Raw genomic sequence first — 13,962 nt, forward strand, 5'->3', positions numbered from 1 at the left:
GCGCAATGCTAGAATCTTTTAAATAAATGGATGTATAGATTAGAGCAATCCTAAATGACTGAAAACTTAGAAATACACTGCCCAAAATGCGGTTCAACTGATATTGAAAAACGCAACCATGAACAATTACTGCAAAAAACAGGTGGTGTTCTTCTTTCCGCAGCGGGTACAACTGCGGGTACTGTGGGTGGTGCTGCATCAGGTGCTTCTATTGGTGCTTCCATTGGTGCTGTTGCGGGGCCTTTAGGTGTAATCATGGGTGGCACAATTGGCACTTTTGTTGGTGCAATCAGTGTGGGTGTGACTGGTGGCTTTTTAGGTCATCGTTTTGGAAAAAAAGCGGGAGAAATCGTCGATAAGAATGTTTTCCTCGATTACCAATGCAAAAAGTGCAAACACCGGTTTGAACAAAAACATATTTCAAAATAAAAGTGAGCGAGAAGCTCACTTTTTTTATGCCTGATAAAATAATCTTTTAAATTATTTCTTTAACATTTGCAACGCCACTTCACCTAATCGTTTCCCTTGCTCGATACACAGTGATTTTTCATCTTGGCTTAGAGATTGATCGTGTCTAGGACCACTGACATGTGTAGCACCATAGGGTGTCCCACCTGATTTTGTATTCGATAAAGCTGGGTTGGCATTGGTTAAACCCAAAATCAACATTCCATGATGAAACAAAGGTGGCAACATAGTCAGTAATGTACTTTCCTGCCCGCCGTGCATAGAGCCCGATGAACCAAATACACAAGCAGGTTTATTATGCAATGCACCATTGAGCCATAAACTCGTTGTTTGATCCCAAAAATATTTCATTTCTGATGCCATATTGCCAAATCGAGTTGGTGATCCTAATGCAAGTCCCGAACAATGTTGAAGATCATCCAAAGTCGCATAAATATCGCCCTCCTCTGGAATACTTGGTGCTGCTTCGGTCACCACTGTTGCCAACTGTGGAACTGTTCTAATTTTCGCAAGCATTCCAGTAGATTCAATTCCTTGAGCAATTAAATGTGCCATTTCCTTGGTTGAACCATATTTGCTGTAATACAAAACTAGAACATATGCTTGCATAAAAAGATCATCCAATGAAAAAAGAAAACTATACGGTATTTTTTTTAAAATTTGGTTAAGCTGTGCAACGAACGTACAGAATTTTAACTAAAAAATACTCGAGACTCATTATTTATGGCGGAAATCTTAAAAAAGTTACCTTTCTACAATAAAACATGGTTTCAGTTTATTTTGTTTGTACTACGACGCTTTGAAGCTAACAATTGTCGTGAGCAAGCAGGCTCTTTAACTTACACCACACTTTTCGCTGTCGTGCCGATGTTGACCGTATTCTTGGTTATCATTTCATCGATTAAAGCATTAGAACCTGCTCGGCAACAATTACAACAATTGATCTACAGTAATTTTCTGCCTAAAACCAGTATCGCGTTTGACAAAGCATTGAATGCATTTACTGACAATTCGAGCAACTTAACCATTATTGGTGTGCTGTTTTTATTCTTTACCACAGTAATGATGCTCACTAGCATTGAGACAGCATTCAATCGTATTTGGCGTGTGACAGAAACGCGTAATGGCATTATTGGTTTTATGCGCTATTGGACCATCATTTCACTGGGACCAATCCTGCTGGGTTCGGCTTTTGTGATTTCATCGACTTTAGCGTCTATGAACATCCTAAGCAATAATTTTGCAGGTTATGAATTGAATGGCACGTTTATTTTATGGGTCATCTCATTTGCACTCACCGCATTTGGTTTTTTTGCCTTGTATTGGACGATTCCAAACCGCTCTGTTCCAATAAAAGCAGCCATGATTGCTGCGATTTTTAGTGCTGTTACCTTCGAGTTACTGAAAAATTTATTCGGCTTCGTGATGACTAACTTTACCAGTTATCAGTTGGTTTACGGTGCTTTTGCAGCAGTTCCAATTTTCCTGTTGTGGATTTATCTCTCTTGGAACATCGTACTGCTTGGTGTTGAGATAAGTTATGCCCTCACAGCATTTCATACAGGTAAGACCGAAACGCGCCATCCAATTCTCATGCTTCTAGATATGCTTGAGTTATTCTATAAAAAACAAAAACAAGGTAAAACCGTAACCGATCTGGAGGCACTTGATATTTTAGGACGCGGTGAAATTGGCCGCTGGCCTAAATATGTTAATCTATTAGAACAGCAGAATATTATTAAACGTACAGATAATAATGAATATGTTTTGGTTAGAAATTTAGATCATCTTGATTTTTGGTCATTTTATAAATCATTGCCTTATACGCTGCCTGATAAAAATGATATCGGAAAAATTCATGAAGATGATGTATGGATGAACCGTATTGGTCCTGCACTGATTGAAGCTGATGATTATCTTGCTGCAAAGCTCTCCGTACCGCTATCGACCATACTTGAAGAAAAATAAACTCTTGCAATAAGAAAAGACCTCTATAGGTCTTTTTCTTATTGCATAGATGGATTATATAGACGTGTAGATTGCCAACAAATAAGTGCGCCTAAGGTCACTAAGACACAACCGATCCAAAAGCTCATTAGAGGTTGCACATCTAGAATCAGCATCGACATCAGACTTGAAAAAATGGGCATAAAATACGTTGTCAAAATTAAAATTTTGAGATTCCCATATTGCATGCTTTGGTTCCAATTGCTGTAAGCCAAGCCAATTAAGCTACCAATGACTACAACCATCAGCCATGTCATCAAATTCATCTCAACAAACGGTTCTCGCATCACAAAATGTACAGCCCACAATCCAACTGCAGTCATTAGAAATAGAAATGGAACAGCATTATGACCTTCTGCATATTTCTTGGTAAATATACTGTACAAAGGCCATAGCACGGCGCCAATGAAAGCAAATGAGTACGCCAATGGATTTTCAAGCACGGCCACCAATATGCGTTTCGGCTCGAGAATATCTGGATTAACAACCATCATTAACCCAAGAATGGCACATGCAAAGCCAGCAATCACCCAAATATTCGCGCTCAATTGCCGTGCAAGAATCGAAAATACAATCAGCAAAGGAGGCCAAAGATAATTAATCATTGCAATAATTAATACCTGTTCTCGATGTGTTGAAAGAGCAATCGAAATTAAAAATAGGATTTCATAGCCCACAAAAAGAGCACCACAGCCCAATAGGTATTTTTTAGGCATGAGTGAAAGCTTGGGAAAACCATTTTTCCATAACATGAACAATGCACTAAAACTATAGATCAGTGCCACCGCCTGTACCGGGCTTAATGATTCAGTTACAAGTTTCACCACCGCAACCAACGAGGCCCAAATCAAAATCGAGCTTAATCCCAGCCATGTATACTGATTCAATGGAATGCTCCAATTCTTGCGCTGATTCGATCAAGATAAATTCTCAAATAGCGGTGCAAAGATACAATTATAATCCCTGCAAGAACCATACAAGAACCGAACAAGAAACTCGTTTCGATCTCCTCATCTAACAGCCATACACCAAACAACATGCCGAACATGGGGGTCAAAAACGAAAACACACCTAAGCCATTTGCTAAATAAGTTCGTAACAACCAAAACCATAGCAGCAAACTTAAAAAAGACATGACAACCGCATGAAATGTTAAGCTCAGAAACGTCAGTTGTGACCAGCGTACATCTGCTTGTCCAGTCCAAAAAGCTAAGGGTAATAAAAAAATAAAGCCCCCAAGCAATTGATAAAATAATGTTTGAGTGGGCGGCGCCTCAGAAAGCGTTGAAAATTTTAAAGAAATCGTAGTCAATGCCCACATCATCCCTGCCATTACAGCAAGAAAATCTCCCCATAAAATATGGTTGAGTTGACTTTGAGCTTGATCACGCACTAAAAAAGTATAAGCGATGCCAAAAAATGCGAACAAAATACCAAACCACTGCAAGTGATTCAATTTTTCAGCTTTGACTTTCCAATGTAAGCCTAAAGCCACAAAAATAGGCGCGGTATAGAGCAGAACAACAGTGTGCGCAGCACTGGTGTACCTGAGTGCCTCAGCAACCAAATAAAATTCTGCAGAAAATAAAAAGGCTAACCAAATTCCAGGAACAACATAACGGTAATGAAACAGTTGTCGCACTCGTTGTCGATACAATAATGGAACGACAAGCAAGGTTGCCAAACCACAGCGCAATGCGATTTGCATCAGAGGACTAATATCAGTAGCTGCAAGTTTCAAGATAATTTGCTGTAAACCCCAGACTAAACACAATACGATCATTAAGCTTGACGCCTGAAGGTTAAGACCTCTTCGCTCACCCATGAGTGGCACTCTTCACACAAACAAGTCGTCACTATACTGCTGACTGAATTAGAATATATAATTCAAAACAGACAACAAATACATTTATTCAGGCAATTTAATATGCCAAAACGCCATCCACATGAACTATTCGTTCAGTTAGATAATTATGATCATATCCAAGAGAATCTTTGGCTAACATTCCGCAATGATCCAGCCCATTCGGAATATCCTAAACACGGTCATGCATGGGGCGAATTTATCTATGCATTTGATGGTGTAATGGAAGTTCATATTGATCAAAATCAATATTTAACACCTCCGCCCTACGGAATTTGGCTACCGCCGCATCTGCATCACAGCAGTATTAATCTCACAGCTGTTTCTCATGCCACCTTATACGTGCATGAAAGCCTGTGTGATGCACTGCCCAAACAAGCAGGTATTTTACTAAGCTCCCCCTTAGTGACGGCGCTACTCAATGAACTCAGAAAAACTTATTTCAAACATGATCAACCCGAATATCAACGACTTTTAATGGTTTTACTGGATCAATTAAAAAGCTCACCCCTGCTCAAAAGCTACTTGCCCCATTCTAATCATCCTGCATTACAAACGATATTTACCTACATCCATGAGCATCTCAGTGATCAGCGTCCACTGAGAGATTATGCTCAAATGGTGAATATGAGTGAGCGCACTTTATCTCGCCTATGTGAAGCTGAAATTTCGATGTCGCTCAATGAATGGCGTCAACGCTTTAAAATTACACGAGCATTAAGCTTATTGTCTGAAAATAAAACCGTTGAACATATTGCTCTAGATTTGGGCTATGCCAACGCCTCAGCCTTTATCAATATGTTTAAACGCTGGATGCACATCACGCCCCAACAGTTTCGTAAAAACATCAATTCAGACAATCTCTAGCCATAAAAAAAGGATGAACCAACATCCTTTTTAATTGAGCTTGATGCATCATTAATGCACTTGCGTAGTCCACACAAAATCTTCATTTAAGCCAGTCAAAGTCATTTTGAGCTGATCACCCGATTCTAATGGTCCTACACCTGCAGGCGTACCCGTCATGACAACATCACCAGGCACTAAGCTAAAGTTTTGACTGATTTCTGCCAAAAGCGCTCCTAATTTAAAAATCAGTAAATCCGTATCACCATGTTGCCTAAGTTGATCATTAATTTCGAGCTTAAACTGGACTTGATCTAATGCTGGGACCTGATCAAGCGAAATCCAATCTGCCAAAATACAAGATCCATCAAATGCTTTCGCACGTTCCCAAGGTTGTCCTTTCTTTTTAAGCTGATCTTGTTGATCTCTTAAAGTCAAATCCAAACCAAGGGTGACTGCACCTACTGCTGCTAATGCCTCTTGAGGATCCGTAACGTTTTTGAGCGGTCGATCTATTCGTAATGAAAGTTCACATTCATGATGACACTGTCCCAATGCACGATTCCAATCAATCCCTTCTGCTAAGGACACCAAGCTACTCGGCGGCTTGATAAATAAGACAGGTTGATCAGGAATCGCATTACCTAATTCTTGAGCATGCGCAGCATAACTGCGACCGACACATACAATTTTTGATGGAACTGCACTCATGAAAATCTCTCTTATTTATAGTTTGAGTAATGAACTCATCAAAACTTAACGTTTTTGGAATGTATTTTCAAACAGTGTTCTGTCTACATCAGACTCAAATGCACGTTTTGGAATAATGACCACTGTATGATTTTTGAGTTCAAGCATATAGGTCAATTTACCCACTACAAATTTTTGTACTTCACTGTAGGCAAATGCTTGTTTAGGACGACCACTTGAAAAAAGCTCGGCAGAGTTTTGAAACAAATCGATACCTTGTTCAGTCTTACCAAATTGATATTTTTCAAACTGACGCTTGAACATCATAGGTAAGAACCAGTAACGCATAACGATTTGTAAAAAGATAAAGAACGTGCCTAAAGCCACGTAATAGCGTCCTACACCCTCTAATCCAAGATAAAGCCCCCAAATCACGATCGCAATACTGACAAGTGGCGTTAAAAAACGCGTAAATTGTTTTTTGCCAAAAGTAGCTAATGCAAAACCATCCTGAGACTCTTGTAAATTTAAGAAGTAACGGACAGATAAAACTGGTTGAGTATCAGACATAGGGGATTCAACAATCGATTTTCTTAAGCAAAGATATTACACCACTTTACCTGAAATCGAATTGTCGTTTTAATGAATACTGTTGATTACATCATCGCACTATTGATGAAAGCATCACACGATTTACAATGACACAAAATAAAAAGTCTAAATTCATAGTTCAGGATGAAAATGAAATACTTTAACTATCGAGCATTGTGCTTAAGCCTTATTTTTGTACCTAGCTTGTCGTACAGCGCGATTATTGAATGGAAAGAAAATATACCCAGTGCGTTAAAACCATTTCAAAATAATAGTACCGAACTCGCCAGCATCGCCAAAGATCAGATTCTCATCTATGCGCACACAAATACCCAAACATCTATTCCGACACGCAAAAAACAACCCAATCCAAATGTGAAGTTCACATCATCTGCCATCGTATTGCCTGTCAATGAAGAAAAGGTCGCCAAAACGCTTTCACAGTTTGAAAATTTTGTTGGTTTATTCCCGACATTGAAGTCAGCTAAAATATTAAATCAAGAAAAAAATATCACTCAGGTTCAATATAAAATTTCCATTCCAACACCAATACCGGTGCTCAACTTTAATGAGACCATAGTGTTTCAGCATCATATTGAAGGTAATACTATTTCGAGTTTGATTGTGGATGCACCCGTTCCTTATGGTCTAGGCAAATTTGAATGGTTCAAATTGGATCAAAATCATACTCTTCTGACCCTAACGCAATGGGGAGATTTGAACCAACCTAAAGGTTTTCTATTTAGCAAAGTTCTGAATGCAGTGCCTGAAGCAAAAATGGGAATTCCAAGTGGTACACATGCATTTTTACTTGAATCAATTCGAAAAAAATTAACAGCACCTTCTTCGAGTACGCTCAAACCAGGTCAATTTCCATCCGACCAATTAACGACAAATCAATTGGCCAAAATCGCACAAATCAGTCGTATCACCGAACACCCTGTAAGTTTTGTCCATACACCGACAACCGTGCCTTATCAACACGGTGCAGAATCAATGCGTTTTGTGACGACGTATCAGTATTATTCCCAACCAGTGCAACAATTACAAAAATGGACACAGCCTGTACATTATAAAAAGTTGTTTCCCCGCCAACTCAAATCTATTGATATCGAAACCCTAAAAGACCAAACACAATTGGCAGATTTTAAAGTTGAACTCGGGTTAGGAGTTATTCAAATTCCATTCCGATTTAAACTAAATTTTAGCTTTCCTCATTCGAATCAGAATAGTTTTTATGCTCAAGGCGGTGATCTGAAATACATTAAAGGAAAAATGCAATTTGATAAGTTTCAACAAGGTACTTTATTGAAAATGACGAATGCTGGAAAAATAGATGAAAAAGCACCGTTCCTGATTCGTGCAGCACGGAGCTTGCCTTATCATGATGTGCTCCCTACAGTTGGGGCGAATGTCGTCTTTGCATTGAAAGTCAAAAACGAAGAGCAGAAGAAATAAGATAAAAAAATAGACACAAAAAAACCGCAATTAAGCGGTTTCTTCTCTTTTTTACATCTTAGAGATGATCAAGTTGGTGCGCTCAGAGAGATTCGAACTCCCGACCCCTTAGTTCGTAGCCAAGTGCTCTATCCAGCTGAGCTATGAGCGCGACGTCTTGATGGAGTGCATTATATATGAATATTATTATTTGTTAAGTACTTTTTAATAAAATTTAAATCAAGCGAACAGTATTTATACGTAAATGTAAATTATGGCTAGATAATCAACAATTTAAGAGATGGTCAACAGGATCAATCCAAATTCCAAACAATCCTGAGTTGGATTGATGATGTTTTTATAAGAGCTAATATCTATTAATTAAAAATAATATGTGTAGAAATTTTAAAATTTATTTCTTTCTTAAGTAGCTAATAAAATATGATGATTTATAGCATCACTTCATTCTAGAAACAAAAAAACCGCAATTAAGCGGTTTCTTCTCTTTTTTACATCTTAGAGATGATCAAGTTGGTGCGCTCAGAGAGATTCGAACTCCCGACCCCTTAGTTCGTAGCCAAGTGCTCTATCCAGCTGAGCTATGAGCGCGTACTTGAGTGTCTTACGACTTCGTTACATCGATTAACTTGATTGGTGCGCTCAGAGAGATTCGAACTCCCGACCCCTTAGTTCGTAGCCAAGTGCTCTATCCAGCTGAGCTATGAGCGCATTTCAAGTTTATCGTTGGCGGTGAGAGAGGGATTCGAACCCTCGATACCAGTAATAGGTATGCTTCCTTAGCAGGGAAGTGATTTCAGCCACTCATCCACCTCACCGTAACGAGACGCCATAATACAAACTTCGTCCCTACTCTTCAAGTGAGAATTTAAAAAATTCTATGTTTTTTGTTCAATCATATATTTTTTAAACAATTTTCAGTTTTTTTGCCTTTAATCTGCATTAATTTCACTTTAATACTGTCTATTCTGCATCTCTTTTATAATTTATGAACTAAAAACACTTTATTGCAATCATTTACGTGCAGTATTTCTCATCATGTCTTATGCTAAACTTATCTTCTGATATGAAGCCAAAGACATTATGAAAAATTGGGTCGACCCTGAAGCCAAAGCGGAAGCTGAACGTTACGATAATCCTATTCCAAGCCGTATTCTGATTCTAGAAACGATTGAGAATAAGAAAAAAGCATTGTCTCATGCAGACCTTGTGGAACACTTCGAAATTGCGGATCAAAAAAGTATTGAAGCACTTAGTCACCGTTTAAGTGCGATGGTTCGTGATGGTCAATTGACGAAAGAAGGTTATAAGTTCCAGCTTATGGCAGATCAACCTGTTCATGATGCGACCATCTATATCAATAGCAAAGGTTTGGGGGTTGCGAGTATAGATGGTAAGAAAGAAGAATATTTGTTACCTGAGCGTGAATTACGTCAAGTCTTCCATGGTGACCGAGTTAAAGTTCAACAGACCTCTGTTGACCGTAAAGGTAAACCATGGGGTTTCATTACTGAAATTACCCAACGACGCGTCAAACAAATCATTGGGAAACTCGCAGAATATGAAGGTGAATACTTCATTCAACCAGCAAATCCAAATGCGCATCAACCGATTACCTTAGAAAAAGAACTCATTGCGCATGCGAAAGCTAAAGTTGGTGATTCTCTTCGAGTTGAAATTGATGATTTTCCAAATCGTGAAGAGTTTGCTACAGGTCATATTATTCAATCTATGGCCGACAAATCTGATACTGAAATTATTATTCCTCAAACCATTTTAGAATATGGTTTACCTTACGAATTTCCAGAAGAAGTAGTTCAAGAAGCTGAAAGTTTTAAAGAACCGACAGCACGAGATCGTCAAGGACGCATTGATTTAAGAGATTTACCCTTAGTCACAATTGACGGTGAAGATGCGCGTGACTTCGACGATGCTGTCTATGCAGAAAAACGTCCTGGTGGCGGCTATCGCGTCGTGGTTGCAATTGCAGATGTCAGTCATTATGTTCGTATTGGTAAACCTTTAGATGATGAAGCACAAGAACGCGGTACGTCTGTGTACTTCCCTCACTTTGTCTTACCGATGTTGCCTGAAGCACTTTCAAATGGCTTATGCTCACTCAACCCAAATGTCGATCGTCTATGTATGGTCTGTGATTTGAATTTAAGTCGCGCAGGTAAAGTCACAAAATTTGAATTCTATCCGTCGGTGATGCACTCTAAAGCACGACTCACCTATGACCAAGTTGCAAAATATTTTGAAGGTGATAGTCAAGCTGTACCTGAAGATCGTACAGTGCGTAAATCACTGAATACATTATTCCAACTTTACCAAGTATTAAAAGGTTTACGTGCAGAACGCCATGCAATGGAATTTGAAACCGTTGAAACGTACATGACCTTTGATGAACTTGGTGGAATTAAAGAAATTCTACCAAGATCACGTAACGATGCTCATAAACTCATTGAAGAATGTATGTTGTTAGCCAATGTCGCTGCTGCTGAATTTGCTTTAAAACACGAAATTCCAATGTTGTATCGTGTGCATGAGCCACCTGAATTCTCACGCATTCAAAAAGTTCGCGACTTTGTTAAGTTATTAGGTTTGAAATTCCCTGATCAACCTACGCAAGCGGACTACCAAGCGGTCATTGAAGCCACTAAAGACCGTATTGATGCGCCAAGTATTCATGCTGTGCTTCTTCGCTCCATGATGCAAGCTTATTATGGGCCAAATAACGCTGGTCACTATGGTTTGGCGTATGAGGCATACACTCATTTCACCTCTCCAATTCGTCGTTATCCAGATTTATTATTACATCGTGCTATCAAAGCACACCTGAAAAATAAACCTGCACCAGTCTCAGGTGGCGCACTAGAAGAAGCCGGTAATCATTTCTCGGCAACAGAACGTCGAGCTGATGAAGCTTCTCGCTCAGTAACCACTTGGTTAAAATGCCATTATATGCAACAGCATCTTGGTGAAGAGTTTGTTGGCGTCATTAGTGCTACGGCTGAGTTTGGTCTATTTGTCACTTTAAAAGATTTATATGTCGATGGTATGGTCCATGTAAGCCAGCTTGGCGATGACTTCTTTGTCTTCGATCAAGCGAGTCAAAGTTTAGTTGGGCAAAATCGTGGTCAGACCTTCGGTTTGGGTGATGAAGTACGCATCAAGGTTGCAGGTGTCAATTTAGAAGAACGTAAGATTGATTTTGAATTGATTCAACAACTCAGCCATGCAGGTCGCGCTATTCGTAGTCGAGCACCACGTGTCGTAAAGGAAAAACCGGTCACCAAGCAAGAAGCGTTAAATCGCATGTTGAATGAGCCTGTCGAACTCCTAAAAGATAAAGATGAAAACGGTGAACGCCCTGTTCGTAAGAAAAAGTCCAAGGCAAAACCAAGCTCTTATTCTAAAAAATCAGACAAAAAATCTGATGGAAAAGTAAAAGATAAAGCGAAAAAGAAAGCTAAAGTGAAAAAGAAAAAGTCGAATGCGAAAGCTAAATTAGACTAAATCTTTAAAGAGCGCTACGGCGCTCTTTTTTTTAAGCTTTATTTTTTTAATTTATAATCAAGTGCACCGATTCTTTATTTAGCACTTACGTAAATAATTGAATGTATCACTTGATTTAAAGTCCATAAACCCCTACATCTAAATGAAGTAAATGAATCAATTAGGTCCTTGAATGACTTTAGAAAAGGCAACTTTGCCTGTACCCGATTTTTCTCAAATTACACTTGATCAACTTAAAGCACAGATTGAACAAGCGATTCAAAATGGTCAACACTTTATAAACCAACTCGAGAAAGTCCCAGACACGGTACAATTACAATTAAATGTGCTCGATCAAATCGATCAATTAGAAAACCAAATGAGCGAATCTTGGGGTATTTTGTCTCACTTAAATGCTGTGATGAACAATCCTGAAACACGCGAGATTTATCAGTCTCTTTTACCTAGCTTAAGTGAATACTACACACAATTAGGGCAACATACTGCGCTCTATCAAACCTACCAATATGTGCATGATGCACCTATTTTTTCGGATTTACCAGAAGCTCAACAGAGTGCGATTAAACTTGCACTTAGAGACTTTAAACTCTCAGGCGTGGCTCTAGAAGGCGAAGCAAAAAAACGCTACGCAGAAATATCAGCTCGTTTATCGCAGCTTTCTTCAGATTTTTCTAACCACGTTCTTGATGCCACACAATCATATTTCAAACCATTAACTGAAGATGAACTTGCTGGTTTACCTGCGAGCAGTATCGAACTGCTAAAGCAATACGGTCAACAACGTGAACTCGATCAAGCCGTGGCGACATTGGATTTCCCTTCTTATCTTGCGATCATGACTTACGCAGATAATCGAGAGCTTCGCGAAGCCTTATATAAAGCATATACCACGCGAGCGTCGGATCAGTCAGATCACCCTGAATATGACAATACTGCGGTGATGGAAGAAATTCTCAAATTGCGCCAAGAAATGGCTCAACTTTTAGGTTTTGATCATTATGCAGCATATTCACTGGCAAGTAAGATGGCTCCAAGTGTTGAAGCTGTAGATCAATTCCTGATTGAGTTGGCAGAACATGCTCGTAAACCTGCCCTACAAGAAATTGAGGCATTAAAAGCAATTGCTCAATCTCATGGTGTAGATGAACTACAACCTTGGGACACGACGTATTTCTCGGAAAAACTCAAAGTTCAACAGTTTAATCTGTCTCAGGAAGCACTTAAGCCATACTTCCCTACCCCTGTCGTCGTTCAAGGTTTATTTAAAATTGTGGAGCGTTTATATGGTATTCAAGTCATTGAACGTGAAGCACCTGTATGGCATCCAGATGCACGATATTATGAGCTTGAAGATCAAGGCAGTGTCATAGGTGGATTCTATTTTGACTTGTACGCTAGAAGTGGGAAACGTGGTGGAGCATGGATGAGCGGATTCCGCTCACGTATGCAAACCAACAATGGCATGCAGAAACCGATTTGTTACATGGTCGGTAATTTTACACCACCAATTGGTCAACAGCCTGCGCTTTTAACACATGATGAAGTCGTTACTCTTTTCCATGAGTTTGGACATGGTCTGCATCATATGCTCACAGAAGTAGATCATATCTCTGTAGCAGGCACACATGGTGTCGCTTGGGATGCCGTCGAGCTGCCAAGTCAGTTTATGGAATTCTGGACTTGGGATAATGAAAGCTTGGCTTTAATCAGCCAACACATTGAGACCAAAACACCCTTACCTGAAGAACTCCTTAAGTCTCTTTTGGATGCGAGATTTTTCCAATCAGGCATGCAAACCCTTCGTCAACTTGAGTTTGCCATGTTTGATTTGAATATACATAAACAATCACCTGCTTTAGATGCAATAGGTATTCAACACACTCTAAACGAAATTCGTGAACAATATGCTGTTCTCCCTACAGCACCATACAACCGATTCCAAAATAGTTTTAGCCATATTTTCGCAGGGGGTTATGCCGCAGGCTATTACTCTTACAAATGGGCTGAAGTTTTAGCAAGTGATGCATTCGATCGCTTTGAACAAGAAGGCATCTTCAACCAAGAGACTGGACTTGCTTTCCGCAAAGCAGTGCTTGCTGTAGGCGGTAAAGATACAGCGCTTGATGCCTTTGTTAAATTTAGAGGTCGTGAGCCTAAAATTGATGCATTATTACGCCATCAAGGTTGGACGAATGACACTAAAACTGCTTAAACTACGTTACTAATTTTTGAAGGTGAGTGTCATTATGTCGATCAAACGTCGTTTCATTGCAGGTGCAAAATGTCCGAAATGTGAAGCTATGGATCGTATTGTCATGCTCACTTCAGGTGATTCAGAATGGATCGAATGTATTGAATGTAACTATTCTGAAAATCGTCCGACACATATAGATGAACCTCAAATGCCTGAGGTTGCAGACGAAATTGGTGTTATTCAATTTAAGCCGCGCCCAAGAAATTAAGATATTATAAAAATCAACAAAGCCAGCTCGATGGAGCTGGCTTTGTTGTAAATTCATCAA

12 protein-coding genes and 4 tRNA genes are annotated in these 13,962 nt (G+C 39.3%); 7 read left to right on the plus strand and 9 right to left on the minus strand.

Annotated elements, in window-relative coordinates:
- Positions 1-54 precede the first annotated feature (54 nt).
- Positions 55-429 (plus strand): hypothetical protein, encoded by a 375-nt coding sequence (locus AC1M9F_RS11500; RefSeq protein WP_035265212.1) that lies wholly within the window; start codon positions 55-57, stop codon positions 427-429.
- Positions 430-480: 51 nt separating this feature from the next.
- On the opposite strand, the gene wrbA is transcribed toward AC1M9F_RS11500, so the two are convergent.
- Positions 481-1,077 carry an NAD(P)H:quinone oxidoreductase gene (wrbA, locus tag AC1M9F_RS11505; RefSeq protein WP_035265209.1) on the minus strand — a complete coding sequence of 199 codons (597 nt, stop codon included), beginning with the start codon at positions 1,075-1,077 and terminating at the stop codon, positions 481-483.
- A 114-nt stretch (positions 1,078-1,191) separates the two neighbouring features.
- Between wrbA and AC1M9F_RS11510 the strand changes: the two genes are divergently transcribed.
- Positions 1,192-2,436 carry a YihY family inner membrane protein gene (locus tag AC1M9F_RS11510; protein ID WP_481597835.1) on the plus strand — a complete coding sequence of 415 codons (1,245 nt, stop codon included), beginning with the start codon at positions 1,192-1,194 and terminating at the stop codon, positions 2,434-2,436.
- Between the two features lie 38 nt (positions 2,437-2,474).
- Here the strand turns inward: AC1M9F_RS11510 and yddG are convergent, their stop codons facing one another.
- On the minus strand, positions 2,475-3,362 hold the full coding sequence (yddG, locus tag AC1M9F_RS11515; protein ID WP_481597836.1) for an aromatic amino acid DMT transporter YddG: 888 nt from the start codon (positions 3,360-3,362) through the stop codon (positions 2,475-2,477).
- The gene (locus AC1M9F_RS11520) at positions 3,359-4,300 is read right to left on the minus strand and encodes a DMT family transporter (protein ID WP_481597837.1); all 942 of its coding nucleotides are present in this window, start codon (positions 4,298-4,300) and stop codon (positions 3,359-3,361) included. The genes yddG and AC1M9F_RS11520 overlap by 4 nt, the downstream gene beginning before the upstream one ends.
- A 102-nt stretch (positions 4,301-4,402) precedes the next feature.
- Between AC1M9F_RS11520 and AC1M9F_RS11525 the strand changes: the two genes are divergently transcribed.
- Positions 4,403-5,206 carry an AraC family transcriptional regulator gene (locus AC1M9F_RS11525; RefSeq protein WP_481586797.1) on the plus strand — a complete coding sequence of 268 codons (804 nt, stop codon included), beginning with the start codon at positions 4,403-4,405 and terminating at the stop codon, positions 5,204-5,206.
- 51 nt (positions 5,207-5,257) lie between these two features.
- Here the strand turns inward: AC1M9F_RS11525 and AC1M9F_RS11530 are convergent, their stop codons facing one another.
- Positions 5,258-5,896, minus strand: a complete 639-nt coding sequence (locus AC1M9F_RS11530) for a fumarylacetoacetate hydrolase family protein (RefSeq protein WP_481597838.1) — start codon at positions 5,894-5,896, stop codon at positions 5,258-5,260.
- 45 nt (positions 5,897-5,941) lie between these two features.
- On the minus strand, positions 5,942-6,445 hold the full coding sequence (locus tag AC1M9F_RS11535; protein ID WP_035265193.1) for a YcxB family protein: 504 nt from the start codon (positions 6,443-6,445) through the stop codon (positions 5,942-5,944).
- A gap of 171 nt (positions 6,446-6,616) precedes the next feature.
- On the opposite strand from AC1M9F_RS11535, the gene AC1M9F_RS11540 reads away from it, so the two are divergent.
- Entirely contained in the window at positions 6,617-7,924 is a 1,308-nt protein-coding gene (locus AC1M9F_RS11540; RefSeq protein WP_481597839.1) for an SRPBCC family protein, read from the plus strand.
- Between the two features lie 74 nt (positions 7,925-7,998).
- Here AC1M9F_RS11540 and AC1M9F_RS11545 read toward each other — a convergent pair.
- From AC1M9F_RS11545 to AC1M9F_RS11560, 4 genes are all read right to left on the minus strand, one after another.
- A tRNA-Arg gene (locus tag AC1M9F_RS11545) sits at positions 7,999-8,075 on the minus strand.
- A 360-nt stretch (positions 8,076-8,435) separates the two neighbouring features.
- Positions 8,436-8,512: transfer RNA gene (locus AC1M9F_RS11550), tRNA-Arg, on the minus strand.
- A gap of 43 nt (positions 8,513-8,555) precedes the next feature.
- Positions 8,556-8,632, minus strand: a tRNA-Arg gene (locus AC1M9F_RS11555).
- Between the two features lie 16 nt (positions 8,633-8,648).
- Positions 8,649-8,739: transfer RNA gene (locus AC1M9F_RS11560), tRNA-Ser, on the minus strand.
- A 262-nt stretch (positions 8,740-9,001) separates the two neighbouring features.
- Here AC1M9F_RS11560 and rnr point away from each other — a divergent pair.
- From rnr to AC1M9F_RS11575, 3 genes are all read left to right on the plus strand, one after another.
- Positions 9,002-11,440: a ribonuclease R gene (gene rnr / locus AC1M9F_RS11565; protein ID WP_481597871.1), complete on the plus strand. Its 2,439-nt coding sequence runs from the start codon at positions 9,002-9,004 to the stop codon at positions 11,438-11,440.
- Positions 11,441-11,612: 172 nt separating this feature from the next.
- Positions 11,613-13,652, plus strand: coding sequence for a M3 family metallopeptidase (locus AC1M9F_RS11570; RefSeq protein ID WP_481597840.1), 2,040 nt, complete (start codon positions 11,613-11,615; stop codon positions 13,650-13,652).
- Positions 13,653-13,692: 40 nt separating this feature from the next.
- A complete protein-coding gene (locus AC1M9F_RS11575; protein WP_171076743.1) occupies positions 13,693-13,902 on the plus strand; it encodes a YheV family putative zinc ribbon protein in 210 nt (69 codons plus the stop codon).
- The last annotated feature ends 60 nt before the right edge of the window (positions 13,903-13,962 follow it).

Source organism: Acinetobacter sp. ANC_7504 (assembly GCF_056779995.1).